This window comes from Streptomyces syringium (genome assembly GCF_017876625.1).
In the GTDB taxonomy this organism is placed as follows: domain Bacteria; phylum Actinomycetota; class Actinomycetes; order Streptomycetales; family Streptomycetaceae; genus Streptomyces; species Streptomyces syringius.
This window is the reverse complement of record NZ_JAGIOH010000001.1, coordinates 2,582,640-2,599,449: the sequence shown is the minus strand read 5'-3', so window position 1 is coordinate 2,599,449 and position 16,810 is coordinate 2,582,640. Positions and strand designations below refer to the sequence as shown.

The following is a 16,810-nucleotide window of genomic DNA, read 5'->3' as shown; positions in this document are numbered from 1 at the left end:
CACCGCAATGACCACCTTCGTGGACCGCGTCGAGCTGCATGTCGCCGCGGGTAACGGAGGCCATGGCTGCGCCTCCGTTCACCGTGAGAAGTTCAAGCCGCTGGGCGGCCCGGACGGCGGCAACGGCGGCCGTGGCGGCGATGTGATCCTGGTCGTCGACCAGTCGGTCACCACGCTCCTCGACTACCACCACAGCCCGCACCGCAAGGCCGGCAACGGCGCGCCCGGTGCCGGTGACAACCGCTCCGGCAAGGACGGCCAGGACCTGATCCTGCCCGTGCCGGACGGCACCGTCGTCCTGGACAAGCAGGGCAACGTCCTCGCCGACCTCGTCGGCCAGGGCACCACCTTCATCGCCGGCCAGGGCGGCCGCGGCGGCCTCGGCAACGCGGCGCTGGCCTCGGCCCGCCGCAAGGCCCCCGGCTTCGCGCTGCTCGGCGAGCCCGGCGAGTTCCGCGACATCGTCATGGAGCTCAAGACCGTCGCCGACGTGGCGCTGGTCGGCTACCCGAGCGCGGGCAAGTCCTCGCTGATCTCGGTGCTCTCCGCCGCCAAGCCGAAGATCGCGGACTATCCGTTCACGACGCTGGTCCCGAACCTGGGCGTGGTGACGGCCGGTTCGACCGTCTACACCATCGCGGACGTCCCCGGTCTGATCCCGGGCGCCAGCCAGGGCAAGGGCCTCGGCCTGGAGTTCCTGCGGCACGTCGAGCGCTGCTCGGTGCTCGTGCACGTCCTGGACACGGCGACCCTGGAGTCCGACCGTGACCCGGTCTCGGACCTGGACGTCATCGAGGCCGAGCTGAAGCAGTACGGCGGCCTGGACGACCGGCCGCGCATCGTCGTTCTCAACAAGATCGACATCCCGGACGGCCAGGACCTCGCCGACATGATCCGCCCGGATCTGGAGGCCCGCGGCTACCAGGTCTTCGAGGTGTCCGCCGTCGCCCGCACGGGTCTGAAGGAGCTCTCCTTCGCGCTGGCCGGCATCATCGGCGCGGCGCGCGCCGCGAAGCCGAAGGAGGAGGCGACCCGTATCGTCATCCGCCCGAAGGCCGTGGACGACGCCGGCTTCACCGTCACCCTGGGGGACGACGGCCTGTACCGCGTGCGCGGCGAGAAGCCGGAGCGCTGGGTCAAGCAGACCGACTTCAACAACGACGAGGCCGTCGGCTACCTGGCCGACCGGCTCAACCGTCTCGGTGTCGAGGACGCGCTGCTCAAGGCCGGTGCCCGGTCCGGTGACGGCGTCGCCATCGGCAGCGAGGAGAACGCGGTCGTCTTCGACTGGGAGCCGTCGATGGCCGCCGGTGCGGAGATGCTGGGCCGCCGTGGCGAGGACCACCGTCTGGACGCCCCCCGTCCGGCCGCCGTCCGCCGTCGCGACCGCGACGCGGAGCGGGACGAGGCGGACACGGAGTTCGAGAAGTTCAAGCCGTTCTAGCCGGTCGGCGGTACGGGCCGGCCCGAACGGCCTGTACCGCCCCGCTGAGCGCATGGGGAAGGCCCCGGGAGGATTTCCTCCCGGGGCCTTCCCCATGCGCTGTACGGGCGGCTCAGACCGCCCCGACCGCCGGCCCCGCGGCGAGCGTCTCGCGCTGGGCCGGGATCTCGGCGGCCATGCGGGCCTCCATCCGGGCGCGGCGCTCGTCGGCCTTCGCGCAGAGAGCGAGGGACGCCTGGTTGAAGCGGACCAGCGACGGCGGGTCGGACGGGCCGAGCAGTTCGACCTTCAGCTCCGCACGGGCCGCCGCGAGGGCGTCCTGGCCGGGGGCGCGGACGGCCGCGAGCAGCGCCCGGACGCCTTCCGCCTCGGGGCTGAGGATCGTGGCCGCGCTGACCGTCGGGAAGCCCGCGCGGAACTCCTCCTCGGTCATGCCGCTGGTGTTGGCCACCGCGTACGGCTTCTCACTGATCAGGTAGTCCGAGACCACGCTGGAGACATCGCTGATCAGCAGGTCGGACTCGTTGAAGCAGGTGTAGAGGGCGGGCCGGGCGGCCGTGATGATCTGGTGCTCCCAGACCGGCAGCGAGTCCCAGTACGCCGCTTCCCAGGCGGCGGTGGCGTCCGCCACGGTCGCCGCGCGGCCCTTCTCCGGAGTGCCCTGGAGGAGCATCCGCTCGACCTCGTCCGCGCTGGGGCGGAAGGTGCTCGTGGTGAGCCGCTCCAGCTCGACCGTGCGGCGCGCCAGCTCGGCGGCCGCCTCGGGTCCGGGGCGGGGACCGCTGCGGCGGGCGTTGGCCTCGCGGATCATGGCCTGGATGCGCTCGTTGGCACGGCCCGCGCGCGGGTCGACGGAGCCGGTCATCGGGTGCGGCTTGTAGAGCAGCCGGACCTTGGGGTCGGCGAGCAGCTCGCGGACGATGTTCTCGCCGGCCAGCATCACCGAGGTGTTGCCGGGCTGGCCGTCCCAGCCTTCCCAGGTCGGGGCGTACAGCACGGTGGTGAAGCCCTCGGCGGCGGCCTTGCCGCGCGGCGCGGTGTACGGCTGGATCGGCGCGAGCTGCGGGCGGCCGACCTCGACGACGTCACGGTCGTCGACGCCGATGTCGGCGAGCTGGTAGCGCTCGCGGGCGGCGGGGCCGGCGACCCAGATCTCGTCGTACGCCTTGGAGTACGGGTTGCAGCTGGAGAGCTTGTCGCTCTCGCCGTGGTTGGTGAAGGCGTGCTTGATCGACGGCATGCGCAGGACCTGCGAGGTCTTGCCGGAGTTCGCCGGGTGCAGCAGCATCTTCAGCGACGACTTCTCCAGGGCCATCAGGTGCACGACCTTGGGGATGCACACGATCGGCACGTCGGTGGCGTCGATCTTCTGCACCATGAAGCGCTCGCGGAGCACGATGACGGGGTTGCCGTCCAGCTCGGCGAGGGTCGAGAGCCACATGTTGGCCTGGTAGGCCGAGCTGGTGCCGCCGGAGAAGTACATGCCGACGGTGGGCTTGTAGCCGGTCAGCCAGGCGTCCAGCCACTCCAGGGCCTGCTGCTCGTTGGCGATGCGCTTCTTGGGGCGCAGCCAGGTGGCCAGGTACAGGGCGCCGCCGAGGGACAGCGCGAAGGCGATGCCGACGCCGATCTCGCCCCACAGGGCCTTCTCGGTGCCCGCGGTGATCAGCGTGCCCGCCGTGGCGGGGACGGCGAAGCGCAGCAGCCGGCGGCCCTGCTGGCGGGCCAGCAGACGCGGCGGCGCGGCCGACAGGCGCAGACCGGAGGTGTCGACGTTCCGGGTCAGGAACGGCAGGGTGCGGCTGCGGCGCACGAGGATCGCGACGGCCTGGCAGCCGAAGTGGGCGCCGTAGAAGAGCAGCAGTCCGATGAACAGCGGGGTGTACTCGTGCAGCGGGCCGTCGCCGTGCACGCGCAGCAGCCCGACCATGATCAGCATGTCGCGCAGCAGCTGACGCACGGTGACGTCGAAGCGGACCTTGCCGAGCAGCGAGAGCAGACCGGGGTCTCGGTGCTGGAGATAGAGATCGAGCGCGAGGCCCGCCGCCGAGGCGGTGATGAAGAGCGGCACGTTGGGCAGCAGGGCGCCCACGAGCTGAGCGGCGAAGAACGCCAGCATCGCGAGCAGCGCCGCGAGCTGTACGACTCGGCGGGAGACGGATCCGGCAGAAGGCACTGGGCGGGCTCCTGGCAGGAGGGCTAGGGGGTGAGGGAGACCGCGATGGACAACGGTCGGCTACCGACCGTATGACGGCGGCTGGGCCAGGAGCAATCTTCCCCGACGGCAATCATCGCAAAATAGGGCCGAACGACCACATTCCTCAGGCGGTAGATTTGCGGGCCGGAAGCAGGCGGACCAGCGGCGATCACAGGGGTGTACGGACGTGACAGGGGCAGGGACACGGCAAGAGGCCGGTCGGGCGGTCGGCCGGGAGGCCGGTCAGGAGCTCCGGCGGGAGGTCGTGGAGGCCCGCAGGATCGTGGTCAAGGTGGGATCCTCCTCACTCACCACCGCGGGCGGGGGGCTGGACGCCGACCGGGTTGACGCGCTGGTCGACACGCTGGCCAAGGCCGGCGGGGAGAAGGAGATCGTGCTGGTCTCCTCCGGCGCCATCGCCGCCGGTCTCGCCCCCCTCGGCCTGGAGCGGCGCCCCCGCGACCTGGCCCGTCAGCAGGCCGCCGCCAGCGTCGGCCAGGGCCTGCTCGTCGCCCGCTACACCGCCTCCTTCGCGCGCTACGGCCGCCGCGTCGGCCAGGTGCTGCTGACCACCGACGACACCAGCCGCCGCGCGCACTACCGCAACGCCTACCGGACGCTCGACCAGCTGCTCGCGATGGGCGCCGTCCCGGTCGTCAACGAGAACGACACCGTGGCCACGGACGAGATCCGCTTCGGTGACAACGACCGCCTGGCCGCCCTCGTCGCCCATCTCGTCCGGGCCGACCTGCTCGTCCTGCTCTCCGACGTCGACGCCCTCTACGACGGCGACCCGAGCATCCCCGGCACCACACGGATCGCCGAGGTCACCGGGGAAAAGGACCTCGACGGCGTCTCCGTCGGCAGCGCCGGCAAGGCGGGCGTGGGCACCGGCGGCATGGTCACCAAGGTCGAGGCGGCCCGGATCGCGGCCGCCGCCGGCATCCCCGTCGTCCTCACCTCCGCCAGCCGGGCCGCCGACGCCCTCGGCGGCCGGCCGGCCGGCACGTTCTTCCACCGCACCGGCCGCCGCTCCGCCGACCGGCTGCTGTGGCTCGCGCACGCCTCCACCCCCCGAGGGGCCCTGACGCTGGACGACGGCGCCGTGCGGGCCGTGGTCGACGGGCGCGCGTCGCTGCTCCCGGCGGGCATCGCGTCCGTCGAGGGTGAATTCACCGCGGGCGACCCCGTGGAGCTGCGGGACTCTACGGGGCGGGCCGTGGCCCGGGGGCTGGTCAACTTCGACGCCCGGGAGATCCCCCGGCTGCTCGGCCGCTCCACCCGTGACCTGGCCCGGGACCTCGGACCCGCGTACGAGCGCGAGGTCGTCCACCGCGATGATCTGGTCGTGCTGCGCCCCTGACGGCCGTCATCCCGGGGCGAGAGTGTGAGGTAAGTCCAGCCTTTCCATGGAGACCTTCGGCAAAACCGCCACACGGCCGCCTGCGGACTGGTCAACTTTGAGCATGGGGGCCGTCGCGGACGGGCGGTGCCCGCGGGCAGCACGTGGCCCGCACCACCGGACACGGTGAGCACCACCCGCACCAGCAGCAGACAGCGAACCAGACGAGCAAACGGACGAGCACCGGACCGGCGGACGAGCAGCGGGCCGGCACCAGGACCGGCGGCAGCACCGGCAGCCGGACCGGCACAGCGGGACCCAGAGCGGGAACCGGCACCACACCGCTCCGCCGCGCGTGCGCGGAGCAGCGATCAACAGGAGGCCGTCGGTGGTGAGACGAGGGCGCCCCGGGGCGCTGCCCCGGGGGACGGCGGAGCGGACACTGACCAGCGTCGGGACGGGCGACGCGGTGGACGGGACGGCGGGGCCCGTGGGGCCGGACGGGGCGGGCGAGACCGTGCGCGACCGCGGCGAGGTTTCCCGGCTGTGGCACGTCACGCTCAGCGTCTCGGGGACCGAGGCACCGCTGGGGGAGGTGCGGCGGGCCCTCGAGCAGCTCGCCCACGACCACCCTTTCCTGCTGACCAGCCGCTACGCCAACGACCACGCCGAGATCCGCTACTGGGAAGAGGCGCGTGATCTGCACGACGCGGCGGCCGTGGCGCTGCGGCTGTGGGGCGAGCACCGCTCGACCGCCCGGCTGCCTCCCTGGGAGATCGTCGGCCTGGAGGTCATCGACCGCGAGACCTATCACCAGCGCATCGCGGAGGGCTACGGCCCGCTGCCGGCCACCCCGGTGGGCGTCCACCCGTTCTAGGGGCGCCGGACGGGCTTGAGGTGGCTGAGCTCAGCCGAATCAAGCCTGTCCGGCGTTTGAGGACACTGCCGCGCAGCGGAGGTGCACCCACCACAGCCCGCCGGAGGCGTCCCGCACTGTGGAATACAGGTGGCTCCCGCGCGCGGCGGGGCTAGGCTGCCGCCATGAGCAGCAGTGTCTTCCCCTCCCCCCTCGCCGACCCGATGCCGCAGTCCCCGGTGCTGCGGGCCGCCTACCGCGCCCGTGCCGCCGCCGCCGATCTGGCGCCACTGCCGCGCTCGGCGAAGGACGAGGCGCTGCTGGCGATCGCCGACGCGCTGGAGGTCCGCACCCGGGAGATCGTCGAGGCCAACGCCGAGGACGTCGAGAAGGCCCGGGCCGCCGGGACGAGCGAGACCGTCATCGACCGGCTGACCCTCACCCCCGAGCGCGTCCGGGCCATCGCCAAGGACGTCCGGGACGTCGTGGCCCTGCCCGACCCGGTCGGTGAGGTCGTCCGCGGTTCCACCCTCCCCAACGGCATCGACCTGCGCCAGGTGCGGGTGCCGCTCGGTGTCGTCGGGATCATCTACGAGGCCCGGCCGAACGTGACCGTGGACGCCGCGGCCCTGTGCCTGAAGTCCGGCAACGCCGTCCTGCTGCGCGGCTCGTCCTCCGCGTACGCCTCCAACACCGCCCTGGTGCGGGTCCTGCGCGACGCCGTCGGCGGTGCCGGGCTGCCGGCCGACGCCGTGCAGCTGGTGCCGGGCGAGAGCCGGGAGTCCGTCCGGGAGCTGATGCGCGCCCGCGGCATGGTCGACGTGCTGATCCCGCGCGGCGGCGCGTCGCTGATCCGTACGGTCGTCCAGGAGTCCACGGTCCCGGTGATCGAGACCGGCACCGGCAACTGTCACGTCTACGTCGACGCCGAGGCCGACCTCGACATGGCCGTGGACATCCTCGTCAACTCCAAGGCGCAGCGTCCCAGCGTCTGCAACGCCGCCGAGACGCTGCTCGTCCACCAGGACATCGCGGAGCGGTTCGTGCCGCGGGCCGTGGCCGCCCTGGCCGAGGCGGGCGTGACCGTGCACGCCGACGAGCGCTTCCAGGCGCTGGCGGAAGGGGGGCCCGCGACCGTCGTGCCCGCGACCGTCGAGGACTGGGAGACCGAGTACCTCTCGTACGACATCGCCGCCGCCGTCGTGGACTCCCTCGACATGGCCGTGCGGCACATCCGGTTGTGGTCCTCCGGCCACACCGAGGCGATCGTCACCACCTCGCAGGCCGCGGCCCGCCGGTTCACCCAGCTGGTGGACTCCACCACGGTCGCGGTCAACGCCTCGACCCGCTTCACGGACGGCAGCCAGTTCGGCTTCGGCGCGGAGATCGGCATCTCCACGCAGAAGCTGCACGCCCGGGGTCCGATGGGGCTGCCGGAGCTGACGTCGACCAAGTACATCGTCACGGGTGACGGTCATGTACGCGGCGGCGCCGGACCCGTCGCGTCCTGAATTCCCGTAGCGGCTGCGCGGATTGAGCGGTTCGGGTCTAATCTGGACGGGTGCCGGACGATGTGGGGGGCAAGCCGTTCCCGGACGGCGAAGAGCCCGACAGCCACCGCCACGGAGGCGCGGACGATGAGTTCGCCTCCGTGGTCTTCGATGAGGAGTTCGTGCGGTCCGCCGCGGTCCACGAACCCTCCGCGGCCGAGCGGATGCTCGCCGCCGAGCGGGCGCGCGCCGAGGCCGACGCCGCCCGGGCCCGGGCGGGCGGCGGCCCCGCCGACGACGATCCCCGCGACGATGTCTTCGAGGGCTACGAGGGTCCCGACGGCTACGAGGGGCACGGCCCCGACGGCCGTCCCCCGACCGGCCAGCCCTCGGCCCGGCCGGGGGAGTGGCACGGTCTCGCCCACGACCTCGACCCGGACGACGCCTACGGCCCGTACGGGCGCTACGGCACGGCCCGGGGCCCCTATCGCGGCCATGCCCGCTGGCACCGCCCGGTGGCCTGGCTGCTGGCCGTGCTGATGGGCATCGGCGTGGTCGCCCTGGCCTTCGCCGCCGTCTACCGCGGCGCCTCCTCCGGCGACCGGGGGGACCCGGCGCCGCCCCCGGCGACCACCGGCGTGGACGCTCCGGCGGCCGGGCGGCCCGGCCCGTTGCCCTCGGTGTCCGCCGATTCCGAGCCACCGGTGGCCTCCGCCGCGCCGGGCCGGAGCTGACGCCTCCGGCCGGTCACCCACCGTGACCGACCGGCGGGCGGTGACCGGTCGCCGAAGCGTGGGCCAAGGCATGGGGCGCCGGCTGCCCGGCGATCCGAACGATCCGAGGAACTTGTCGTGTACCAGGGCGTTTACCAAGGCCCCGGCGGACCTACTCTTGGAGTATGGACGGGCCGCGAGACCCACCCGAGGGGCCGCCCGAGGGCGCCCCGGGCAGCGGGGACGACGAGTACCGATCGGTCGTCTTCGACGAGTCCTTCGTGCGCGCTGCCAGGCTCCAGGAGTACTCCGCGCAGGAGCGGATGGCCGACCACGCGCACCCCGTCCGCAGCCGCCACGTCTGGGCGCGCATCGGCGCCTCCCGGCAGGTCCTCGTCCTGATACTGCTGATCACCATGGCCTTCGGCACCGCCGTCTACATGGGCCTGCGCCACCCGTACGAGGAGCCCAGGCCGCCGACGGCCGAGGCGCTGCGCACCACGCTCGTGCCGCTCGCGCCCCGCGACCCCGTACCGGGCGGCATCTCGGCACGGGAGCTGCTCGACCACAGCCCGGCGGCGCAGTTCCGCGACGGCGAGGAAGGGATCAATCTGCCGCCCGCCCGGCGCACCCGGCACTTCTCCGAGAGCCTGGTGATGACCGCGCTCGCCACCGCCAAGGAGTACACGCTGAAGTCGGCGCTCGACCGCGCCACGCTCACCGGCGGTGCCCAGCGCGGCGTCCGGCTGCTGCTCGACCCGTCCCAACTCGACCAGTTCGACCGCAGCTTCACCAAGCCCGTCGACGACGGCCGGCATGCCGCCACCGGCTGGCTGGTGCGCTTCGACCCCACGCAGATCGCGCTCGCCGATGTGCCGGTGCGGACCCAGGGCACGTTCTCCCTCACCGAGACGACGCCCGGCACGCTGGAGGTCGCCGCCGACCACACCTTCGTCTACGCCGTGCACGCCGTGCGGGCCGGCGGCGGGCAGCACGCGGGCGAGCCGGGGCAGGGCGAGGACCGGGCGTCGCTGTTCACCGTGCGGCGGCAGATGCGCTTCCGCTTCGACCGTGACGATCTGCAGGGGCACCACGTGGAGGTCCTGCAGAGCCACGTCCAGGCCGGACCGCAGTCCTGCTCGGCCGACGACGCCGGCTATCTGCGGCCGCTGCTGGCCGGGCAGCGGGCCACCGACCGGCCGGCCGACACCGACCCGTACGCGACGGGCCGCGAGCCGGCCGCCCTGTGCGGCGTCATGGCCCCCAGCGCCCAGCCGAGCCTGCCGAAGGCGTCCTGAGCTGGGTCGTGACAGGTGCACCTCCGCTGCGCGGCGGTGTCCTCAATCTCCCCCGGCTACCGCTGGGAGGTGCCCCCAGCGGGCTTGTTGTGGCTGAGCTCAGCCGAATCCAGCCCGTCCGGCGTTTGAGGCCGCGCCCGCAGGGCGCCCGCCGCCGCAGGCGGCAAGACGGCCCGACGGCCCGCCGTCGGCAGGGCTTACGGTCGCGGATCCTCGGACGTGTCCTCGGGGCCCTTCCCCGGCGTGCCGGGCCCGCCCTTGGGCGGGGTCCCGCCACCGCCGAAGGCGTCCCGCAGCCGGCCGCCCAGGTCGGACGCCCCGCCCGCGATGTCCCGCACCAGGCCCATCAGCGGGTCCTTGCTGGAGCGCACCGTGTCGGCGTAGTGGCTCGCGGACTCCCGGAAGGAGTCGGACACCGAGGTGTCCTTGTCCTCCGCGCGGCGCGGGTAGTGGCCGTCCATGATCCGCTGGTAGTCGCGGCTCTCGGCCCACTTCTTCAGCTCGGCGGCACGCACGGTCGTGAAGGGATGGGTGCGCGGCAGCACATTGAGGATCTTGAGCACGGAGTCGCGCAGATCGCCGCCCGCCTCGTACTCCTCGGCCTGGGCGAGGAACGCGTCCACGTTCATCTCGTGCAGGTGGTTGCCGCCCGCGATCTTCATCAGGCCGCGCATGGAGGCCCGCAGATCCTGCCCCACGAGCAGGCCCGCCCGGTCCGCCGACAGCTCCGACTTGCGGAACCACTCGCGCAGCGCCGTCACGATCGCCATCACCGCGATATTGCCCAGCGGAATCCAGGCGATCTTGAGGGCGAAATTGGTCAGGAAGAGCAATATCGTCCGGTAGACCGCGTGCCCGGACAGCGCGTGGCCCACCTCGTGGCCCACGACGGCCCGCATCTCCTCCTCGTCGAGCAGCTCGACGAGGCCCGTGGTCACCACGATGATCGGCTCGTCCAGGCCGATGCACATGGCGTTGGGCTGCGGGTCCTGGGTGACGTACATCGGCGGGACCTTGGGCAGGTCCAGGATGTAGCAGGCGTCCAGCAGCATCGCGTGCAGATGCTGGAACTGCTGGTCGCTCACCCGCACCGAGTCCGACAGGAACAGCAGCCGCAGACTGCGCTCGGGCAGCAGCCCGCTGAGCGCCTTGAAGACGGTGTCGAAGCCGCTTAGCTTGCGCAGGGCCACCAGGGCCGAGCGGTCCGCCGGGTGCTCGTACGCCCGCGAGGAGATGTCCGGAAACCGCCGGCGCTCGCGGCCCGGCAGCCGCTTTCCGCCCTCGGCCCGGCCGTCGGCGCCGTGGCCGGCCTTGTCGTCGGAGCTGTTGTCGGAGCTGTTGTCACTCATCGAGACCCCCTCAATGGGCTGATCATGGCCCGTCCCCCGGCTTGCCGGACCCCACCTTAGGCCGTGGCACCGGCATGGCTACCGTGGGGACATGCCGCATATCAATGGTTTCGCCACGCATCCCGGATTCACCGAGCTGCTCGCCGTGTCCAAGGGTGACGAGGGCCCGGGCGCGCTGCTGCGCACGGTCATCGTCGTCGGCGTGGTGGGCATCGCCCTCCTCGCCTGGTTCCTGCTGCGTGGTTACGGCAACAAGGACTGACGCGCCGGAGTCGGCGTGGGGTTGCGAACGGCCCCCGCATACGATGTGGCAGAAGTCTCCACCCGATCCGGCGATCCCCGGATCCCATCCCGGATAGGTCCTGCCGACGATGAACCTCATCACCGCCCACGCCGCCGTCGCCACCCTCGCCTCCGAGGGCGAGCACGTCGACACCCACGAGAGCATCAGCCCGTACATGACCGGTGGCGCCGCCCTGGTCATCCTGCTGCTCCTGCTCTGGATCACCACCCGCTTCAACCGCGACCGCTGACCCCACCGGTCCCTGGCGGCTCGGCGCCGAGCCGCGCCCAGTAGGGTCTGCACGCATGGGAGAGCAGACAGGGCCCGTGAAGCGGCGGCTCGGCGTGATGGGCGGGACCTTCGACCCGATCCACCACGGCCACCTGGTCGCCGCCAGCGAGGTGGCTTCGCAGTTCCACCTGGACGAGGTGGTCTTCGTACCGACCGGGCAGCCGTGGCAGAAGAGTCACCGGGCGGTGTCACCGGCCGAGGACCGCTATCTGATGACGGTCATCGCCACCGCGTCCAACCCGCAGTTCTCCGTGAGCCGGATCGACATCGACCGCGGTGGCCCGACGTACACCACCGACACGCTCCGCGACCTGCGTGCCCTCAATGACGACTCGGACCTGTTCTTCATCACCGGCGCCGACGCGCTGGCGCAGATCCTGACCTGGCGGGACACGGACGAGCTGTTCTCCCTCGCCCACTTCATCGGCGTCACCCGGCCCGGCCACATACTCGCCAACCCGGGGCTGCCCGAGGACCGGGTCTCCTTCGTCGAGGTGCCCGCGCTCGCCATCTCCTCCTCCGACTGCCGCGCGCGAGTGGCGCAGGGCGAGCCGGTCTGGTACCTGGTGCCCGACGGTGTGGTGCGCTACATCGACAAGCGCAAGCTCTACCGGCACAGCGGCTGATCCGGATCGACCCCGGATCCACAGGGCACTGAGGGGCACTGGTGAACGACCGACAGGACCCGTACGCGCACGACCCGTACGCACAGCAACCGCAGGTGTACGGCTACGACGCCTACGGACAGCCGGTGTACCAGCCGAACGCCCCGGAGCGCGTGTACGACCAGTACGGCCAGGCGCTCCCGCAGCAGTACGGGCACGACAGCCAGGAGTACGGGCAGCAGTACGGGCACGACGGCGGGTACGGCGCCGGTGCGACGGGGCCGCAGGGACAGCAGCAGGGCTACGGCCATGACCCGTACGGCGCAACGGGGCAGCAGAGTTACGACGCGTACCCGGCCGCACAGCCGCAGACCCGGCAGCAGGAGTGGATCCCCCGGCAGGCGGGTGCCCCCGTCCACGAGGAGCCGGCCCACCGGGCGCCGGAGCCGGTGCCGATGCCGGAGCCGCGGCGGGCCCCGGACGCCTCCGACGCCCCGGCGGCGCCGGACTACCGCACCGAGCAGTTCTCCTTCATCGAGGAGCCGGACGAGGACTCCGAGGACGTCATCGACTGGCTCAAGTTCAGCGAGAGCCGCACCGAGCGCCGCGACGAGCGCAAGCGCAAGGGACGCAACCGCGTCGTCGCCCTCGTCGTCGCGGTTGTCCTCGCGCTCGGCGGCGGGATCGGCTACCTCCTGCTCGGTGGTTCCGACGCGAAGAAGGGCACCACGGCGAGCGGCGGCGGGCAGAAGCGCGACGTGATCGTGGTGCATCTGCGGCAGACGAAGGGCGGGCTCAGCTCCACCGCCCTGCTCGTCGACAACGAGACCACCAAGAAGGGCACCACGGTCCTGCTGCCGAACGCGCTGGCCGTCTCCAAGGAGGGCGGCGGCTCCACCACGCTCGGCAAGTCCGTGCAGGACGAGGGCACCGGCGCCACCCGGGACGCCCTGAACGCCCTGCTCGGCGCCGACATCAAGGGCAGCTGGCGGCTGGACACCCCCTACCTGGAGAACCTCGTCGACCTGGTCGGCGGCATCGTCGTCGACACCGACGCCACCGTGCCCGGCGCGAAGTCCGGCGACCGCCCGCTGGTCCGCCAGGGCAAGGGGCAGGACCTCAGCGGTCAGATGGCCGTCGGCTACGCGACCCACCGCGCGCCCGGCGAGAGCCCGGACAAGCAGCTGGTCCGGTTCGGCCAGGTCATGCGGGCCGTGCTGAAGAAGATGCCCGACGACCCCGGCCCCGCCACCACCACGGTGGACTCCCTCGCCCAGATCCCCGACCCGTCCCTGTCGGTCAAGGAGCTCGGAGCCTCGCTGGCCCAGCTCGCGAAGCAGGCCAAGAACGGCTCGTACGACACGGCCGTGCTGCCCGTGCAGAAGGACGGGACGCTCAGCGCGCAGGCGACCGACAGCGTGGTCAAGAACGTGCTCGGCGGCACCGTCCGCAACACCGCCCCGGACGCGACGCCCCGGGTCAGCGTGAAGAACGCCACCGGAGGGAAGACAGCCACCCAGTCCGCCCAGGTCACGCTGGTCAACAGCGGCTACACCCACGTCGACGCCGGCACGGCCGCGGCCGCCGCCGCCTCGACGGTGACGTACGCGGACGACAAGCGGGCGGCCGACGCCAAGGAGGTCGCCAAGACGCTGGGTCTGCCGGCCGGCGCGGTGAAGAAGGCGGCGGGCGCGCCCAACGCGGACATCACCGTCACCCTGGGCAAGGACTACAAGGGCTGAGCCGCAGCTCCGGGCCGTTTCGGCGACCGGGCCCCGGGCCCGTCCGAAACGGCCCGGAAAGCGGTTGGCGGGTCGTGAGACCCTTGAGAGGTACTGACCCTCTTTATCGAAAGCATGGCTTGTGACCGCCACGGACCGCTCCATCGAGCTGATCAAGGCCGCCGCCCAGGCGGCCGCCGACAAGCTCGCGCACGACATCATCGCGTACGACGTCAGCGACGTGCTGTCGATCACCGACGCCTTCCTGCTCGCCTCCGCCCCCAACGACCGCCAGGTCAAGTCGATCGTCGACGAGATCGAGGAGCACCTCAACAAGGAGCTCGGCGCCAAGCCGGTCCGCCGTGAGGGCGACCGCGACGCCCGCTGGGTGCTGCTCGACTACGTCGACATCGTCGTCCACGTGCAGCACAGCGAGGAGCGCGTCTTCTACGCCCTGGAGCGGCTGTGGAAGGACTGCCCCGAGATCGAGCTGCCGGCCGACGCCGTCGCCACCCGGGGCAAGGCCGCCGAGCACGCCGAGAGCCAGGCCGCAGCGGCCGACCTGGACGGTGAGCTGAGCTGAACGGCGCGGACACCGGCACCACCGCACCCGCCCCGGCCGGCCGTGGCCGCCGCATCGTCCTGTGGCGGCACGGGCAGACCGCCTGGAACGTGGAGCGCCGCTTCCAGGGCTCCACGGACATCGAGCTGACGGACACCGGTGTCGCCCAGGCGCGCCGGGCCGCCCGGCTGCTGGCCGCGCTGCGGCCGGACGCCATCGTCGCCTCGGACCTGCGACGCGCCACGGCGACCGCCGCCGAGCTGGCCGCCGTCACGGGCCTGGAGATCGCCTCCGACGCCGGGCTGCGCGAGACGTACGCGGGAGCCTGGCAGGGCCTGACGCACGACGAGATCATCGCGGCCTACGGCGAGCAGTACGCGGCGTGGAAGCGCGGCGAGCCCGTGCGGCGCGGCGGCGGCGAGCTGGAGACCGAGGTCGCCGACCGGGCCGCCCCGGTCGTGCTCGGCGCGGCCGAGAAGCTGCCGGACGGCGGCACGCTCGTCGTGGTCAGCCACGGCGGCACGATCCGCACCACCATCGGACGGCTGCTCGGCCTGGAGCCGGGGACCTGGGAGGCGCTCGGCGGCCTCACCAACTGCTGCTGGTCGGTGCTGGGCGAGGGCGCGCGCGGCTGGCGTCTGCTGGAGCACAACGCCGGCACGCTCCCCGAGCCGGTGCTCGGCGACGACGTCTGAGCGGGTCCGGAGGACCGACGCCGGCGGCCTGCCGGGACCGGATTTCACATCTGGGCAGGTCGCAGGCTAAAGTTCTTCTTGTTCGCGGGAAACGCCGGGGGAAACGCCGGAAGACCTGAGAACAGCGGGGCTATAGCTCAGTTGGTAGAGCGCCTGCATGGCATGCAGGAGGTCAGGAGTTCAATTCTCCTTAGCTCCACAATCCGGACGATCCCGTCTCCCTCTCAGAGGGAGGCGGGATTGTTTGCTGTTGCGGCACGTTCCCATGGCAGAATCGGACGGCCGGGTGCGGACGGGGCCGAAGGGGAGGGAAAGCGCCATGTCGCTGTGCGTCCTCAAGGGGGTCGACGTTCCTCGCGGCGCGGCTTCCCGCCACGGGCACGACGCGCGCAGACGCGTTCACGGGCGCGTTCACAGCTGCGATTCCTCGCTCCGCACGGCCCGCCGCCACAGGGGGAGCTGACCGATGGGTGCACACAGCCGGAAGTGCGACTGGTGCGGCAGCGGAACGCCGATCGTCCGCGACATGGAGCCGCTCAACTCCGCGTACCAGTACTGGTGTGTGGAGTGCGCGCGGGCGCTGATCATAAAAGGCGACCCGATCGAGACCTACCGTGAGCTCGAGGGCGAGCCGATCTACGGCCGGCTGCTCGACGAGCACTGCGCGCTGAAGCGCTTCTACTCCTTCGCCAGGGCCTGACGCTCCGCCGCCGGGGCCTGAGGCTCCGCCAGCGGCGCGTCCTGCGGCCGCGGGTGCCCCCGGCCGGTGAGCCCCACGACGGCCGCCAGCACCAAGAAGGCCGCGCCGAACGCCGGATAGCCGGCGGACAGCAGCATCTGGGCGCCGTTCTGGTGCAGTTCGAGCCGTTCCTCCGCGACGTGCGGGACCCACCACAGGGCGTACGAGAAGAAGAGCGCGCCGGTGCCCGCGGCCACCGCCCACCACGCGGCGCTGCGCCGGAGGGCCGCCTCCGAGACGAGCAGCAGCGTCATCGGGACGCACCACACCCAGTGGTGCGACCACGAGACGGGGCTGACGATCAGCGCCGTCGCGGCGCAGGAGAGCGCGCCCCAGGCCGGCGCGGTCCGCGCGGGCCCGTACAGCCGGGCCCCGACCGCGATCCCGAGGCCGAGCAGGGCCACGGCCGAGGCGACGACGAGCCACCACGGGCCGGGGTCGCCGGTGTGCAGCAGCCGGGCGAGGACGCCCCGCAGCGACTGGTTGGCGGTGTCCTCGGCGGGCCCGGCCCGCCCGGCGGCGAACACGGTGCCCGTCCAGAAGCGGTGCGCGTCGTAGGGCAGGGCGAGGGCGCCCACGGCCACCGTGCCGGCGAAGGCGGCGGTGGCGACGAGGGCCTGTCGCAGCCAGTGGCCCGCCCCGGGCCGCCGCGCCAGGCCCGAGAGGGCCAGGAAGACCACGAAGAGCGCCGGGGTGAGCTTGATGCCCGCCGCGAGGCCGGTGCCCACGCCCGCCCATCGGTGGGCCGCCGGCCGGGTCAGATCCCACAGCACCAGCACGGCCAGCAGCAGATTCACCTGCCCGTAGCGCAGCGTCGTCCACACCGGTTCGCACCAGAGGCACAGGGCGGCGGCCGCGAGGGTCAGGGCCGCCCGCGGCGGGCGGTGGCCGATCAGCCGCAGCGAGAGGTGGACGAGCGAGATGAGCAGCCCGAGGTTGGTGAGCGTCGCGAGAACGCGCAGCGGGGCGGTGGCGAGCAGGGTGAGCGGGGTGAACAGCAGAGCCGCGAAGGGCGGGTAGGTGGCGAGGAGGCGCGCGTGGGTGGCGCGCATCGCGTAGAGATCGCCCCCGTTCCGTACGGTCCAGCCCTCCGCCCGGTAGACCAGCAGGTCGATCATCGAGACGTGGGCGAGGTACTGGGCCGGCCAGAGGCAGCCGAAGGAGACCAAGCAGCCCGCGGTGGCGAGCAGCGTGCCACGGCGGGCTGTCACGAGGCTCGGCTCCG

The 16,810-nt window shown here is 72.5% G+C and carries 16 protein-coding genes and 1 tRNA gene; 14 read left to right on the top strand and 3 right to left on the bottom strand.

Annotated features, from left to right (window positions below):
* Nucleotides 1-7: 7 nt before the first annotated feature.
* Nucleotides 8-1,444, top strand: a complete 1,437-nt coding sequence (obgE, locus tag JO379_RS11565) for a GTPase ObgE (RefSeq protein ID WP_130877713.1) — start codon at nucleotides 8-10, stop codon at nucleotides 1,442-1,444.
* A gap of 112 nt (nucleotides 1,445-1,556) precedes the next feature.
* On the opposite strand, the gene JO379_RS11560 is transcribed toward obgE, so the two are convergent.
* Nucleotides 1,557-3,620 (bottom strand): hypothetical protein, encoded by a 2,064-nt coding sequence (locus tag JO379_RS11560; RefSeq protein WP_209514854.1) that lies wholly within the window; start codon nucleotides 3,618-3,620, stop codon nucleotides 1,557-1,559.
* A gap of 304 nt (nucleotides 3,621-3,924) precedes the next feature.
* Between JO379_RS11560 and proB the strand changes: the two genes are divergently transcribed.
* The 5 genes from proB (at nucleotide 3,925) to JO379_RS11535 (ending at nucleotide 9,340) form a co-directional block, all read left to right on the top strand.
* Nucleotides 3,925-5,004 (top strand): glutamate 5-kinase, encoded by a 1,080-nt coding sequence (gene proB / locus JO379_RS11555; RefSeq protein ID WP_242626054.1) that lies wholly within the window; start codon nucleotides 3,925-3,927, stop codon nucleotides 5,002-5,004.
* Between the two features lie 370 nt (nucleotides 5,005-5,374).
* Nucleotides 5,375-5,860 carry a DUF8830 family protein gene (locus tag JO379_RS11550; RefSeq protein WP_130877710.1) on the top strand — a complete coding sequence of 162 codons (486 nt, stop codon included), beginning with the start codon at nucleotides 5,375-5,377 and terminating at the stop codon, nucleotides 5,858-5,860.
* Nucleotides 5,861-6,063: 203 nt separating this feature from the next.
* On the top strand, nucleotides 6,064-7,350 hold the full coding sequence (locus JO379_RS11545; RefSeq protein ID WP_130877876.1) for a glutamate-5-semialdehyde dehydrogenase: 1,287 nt from the start codon (nucleotides 6,064-6,066) through the stop codon (nucleotides 7,348-7,350).
* A gap of 50 nt (nucleotides 7,351-7,400) precedes the next feature.
* Nucleotides 7,401-8,063 carry an SCO2584 family spore wall biosynthesis protein gene (locus JO379_RS11540; RefSeq protein ID WP_130877709.1) on the top strand — a complete coding sequence of 221 codons (663 nt, stop codon included), beginning with the start codon at nucleotides 7,401-7,403 and terminating at the stop codon, nucleotides 8,061-8,063.
* Between the two features lie 164 nt (nucleotides 8,064-8,227).
* Nucleotides 8,228-9,340: an SCO2583 family membrane protein gene (locus JO379_RS11535; protein ID WP_209514852.1), complete on the top strand. Its 1,113-nt coding sequence runs from the start codon at nucleotides 8,228-8,230 to the stop codon at nucleotides 9,338-9,340.
* Nucleotides 9,341-9,537: 197 nt separating this feature from the next.
* Here the strand turns inward: JO379_RS11535 and JO379_RS11530 are convergent, their stop codons facing one another.
* On the bottom strand, nucleotides 9,538-10,689 hold the full coding sequence (locus tag JO379_RS11530; protein WP_242626029.1) for a M48 family metallopeptidase: 1,152 nt from the start codon (nucleotides 10,687-10,689) through the stop codon (nucleotides 9,538-9,540).
* Between the two features lie 91 nt (nucleotides 10,690-10,780).
* On the opposite strand from JO379_RS11530, the gene JO379_RS11525 reads away from it, so the two are divergent.
* From JO379_RS11525 to JO379_RS11490, 8 genes are all read left to right on the top strand, one after another.
* A complete protein-coding gene (locus JO379_RS11525; protein WP_165451509.1) occupies nucleotides 10,781-10,951 on the top strand; it encodes a hypothetical protein in 171 nt (56 codons plus the stop codon).
* A 109-nt stretch (nucleotides 10,952-11,060) separates the two neighbouring features.
* Nucleotides 11,061-11,222 (top strand): hypothetical protein, encoded by a 162-nt coding sequence (locus JO379_RS11520; RefSeq protein WP_184729837.1) that lies wholly within the window; start codon nucleotides 11,061-11,063, stop codon nucleotides 11,220-11,222.
* A gap of 55 nt (nucleotides 11,223-11,277) precedes the next feature.
* Nucleotides 11,278-11,889, top strand: a complete 612-nt coding sequence (gene nadD, locus JO379_RS11515; protein ID WP_130877707.1) for a nicotinate-nucleotide adenylyltransferase — start codon at nucleotides 11,278-11,280, stop codon at nucleotides 11,887-11,889.
* Between the two features lie 41 nt (nucleotides 11,890-11,930).
* Nucleotides 11,931-13,610, top strand: a complete 1,680-nt coding sequence (locus JO379_RS11510; RefSeq protein ID WP_209514851.1) for an LCP family protein — start codon at nucleotides 11,931-11,933, stop codon at nucleotides 13,608-13,610.
* A gap of 121 nt (nucleotides 13,611-13,731) precedes the next feature.
* Complete coding sequence (rsfS, locus tag JO379_RS11505; protein ID WP_130877705.1) at nucleotides 13,732-14,172, top strand: ribosome silencing factor; 441 nt, start codon at nucleotides 13,732-13,734, stop codon at nucleotides 14,170-14,172.
* Nucleotides 14,169-14,846 (top strand): histidine phosphatase family protein, encoded by a 678-nt coding sequence (locus tag JO379_RS11500; RefSeq protein WP_130877704.1) that lies wholly within the window; start codon nucleotides 14,169-14,171, stop codon nucleotides 14,844-14,846. The genes rsfS and JO379_RS11500 overlap by 4 nt, the downstream gene beginning before the upstream one ends.
* A gap of 126 nt (nucleotides 14,847-14,972) precedes the next feature.
* Nucleotides 14,973-15,045, top strand: a tRNA-Ala gene (locus tag JO379_RS11495).
* A gap of 267 nt (nucleotides 15,046-15,312) precedes the next feature.
* Nucleotides 15,313-15,546, top strand: a complete 234-nt coding sequence (locus JO379_RS11490) for a hypothetical protein (RefSeq protein WP_130877703.1) — start codon at nucleotides 15,313-15,315, stop codon at nucleotides 15,544-15,546.
* On the opposite strand, the gene JO379_RS11485 is transcribed toward JO379_RS11490, so the two are convergent.
* A complete protein-coding gene (locus tag JO379_RS11485; protein ID WP_242626028.1) occupies nucleotides 15,525-16,796 on the bottom strand; it encodes a glycosyltransferase 87 family protein in 1,272 nt (423 codons plus the stop codon). The genes JO379_RS11490 and JO379_RS11485 overlap by 22 nt on opposite strands.
* Nucleotides 16,797-16,810 lie beyond the last annotated feature (14 nt).

Bases quoted from the DNA above. Each gene is read 5' to 3' on its own strand.
- JO379_RS11520 (WP_184729837.1), top strand. From the start codon at position 11,061: ATGAACCTCATCACCGCCCACGCCGCCGTCGCCACCCTCGCCTCCGAG.
- JO379_RS11530 (WP_242626029.1), bottom strand. From the start codon at position 10,689: ATGAGTGACAACAGCTCCGACAACAGCTCCGACGACAAGGCCGGCCAC.
- nadD (WP_130877707.1), top strand. From the start codon at position 11,278: ATGGGAGAGCAGACAGGGCCCGTGAAGCGGCGGCTCGGCGTGATGGGC.
- JO379_RS11525 (WP_165451509.1), top strand. From the start codon at position 10,781: ATGCCGCATATCAATGGTTTCGCCACGCATCCCGGATTCACCGAGCTG.
- JO379_RS11535 (WP_209514852.1), top strand. From the start codon at position 8,228: ATGGACGGGCCGCGAGACCCACCCGAGGGGCCGCCCGAGGGCGCCCCG.
- obgE (WP_130877713.1), top strand. From the start codon at position 8: ATGACCACCTTCGTGGACCGCGTCGAGCTGCATGTCGCCGCGGGTAAC.
- JO379_RS11545 (WP_130877876.1), top strand. From the start codon at position 6,064: ATGCCGCAGTCCCCGGTGCTGCGGGCCGCCTACCGCGCCCGTGCCGCC.
- JO379_RS11490 (WP_130877703.1), top strand. From the start codon at position 15,313: ATGGGTGCACACAGCCGGAAGTGCGACTGGTGCGGCAGCGGAACGCCG.